Genomic DNA, 496 nt, shown 5'->3' on the forward strand with positions numbered 1-496 from the left:
ACATCTCGCCAGGGATGCCGGGATCCGCGTCGTCGCCATCGACGCACAGCTCCCCGACGGCGTCGCGGAGACCTTCGTCGGAGTGGACAACGAGAAGGCCGGTGAGCAGGCGGGCCAGTGGGTCATCGACCAGGGCCTGGCCGAGGGCAAGTCCTACGGCGTCGTCGACGCGCGGAACTCCTTCATCCAGAACCAGCGCGAGGACAGCTTCCGCAAGGTCGTCGACGCGGCGGGAGCGACCTACACCCAGAGCGTCAACGGCGACAACGTCCAGGAGAAGGCTGCGACGGCAGCTCAGAACCTGGTCACTGCCCAGTCGGACCTGGACTTCGTCTACACGACCGGTGAGCCGGCCACGGTCGGCGCCGTGGCGGCGCTCGACGCGTCGGGCCCGACCAAGGTGATCGGTTGGGACCTGACTGCCGAGGTGATCGCGGGGATCGACAGCGGGTTGGTGACCGCCGTGATCCAGCAGGACCCCAAGCAGGAGGGCGTG

At 68.3% G+C, this 496-nt stretch carries 1 protein-coding gene; it reads left to right on the plus strand.

Annotated elements, in window-relative coordinates:
- Nucleotides 1-496 (plus strand): substrate-binding domain-containing protein (locus tag Q0L15_RS21055; protein ID WP_296606681.1); only part of this gene is annotated, 496 nt, incomplete at both ends.

This window comes from Nocardioides sp. (assembly GCF_024509035.1).
Classification (GTDB): Bacteria; Actinomycetota; Actinomycetes; order Propionibacteriales; family Nocardioidaceae; genus Nocardioides.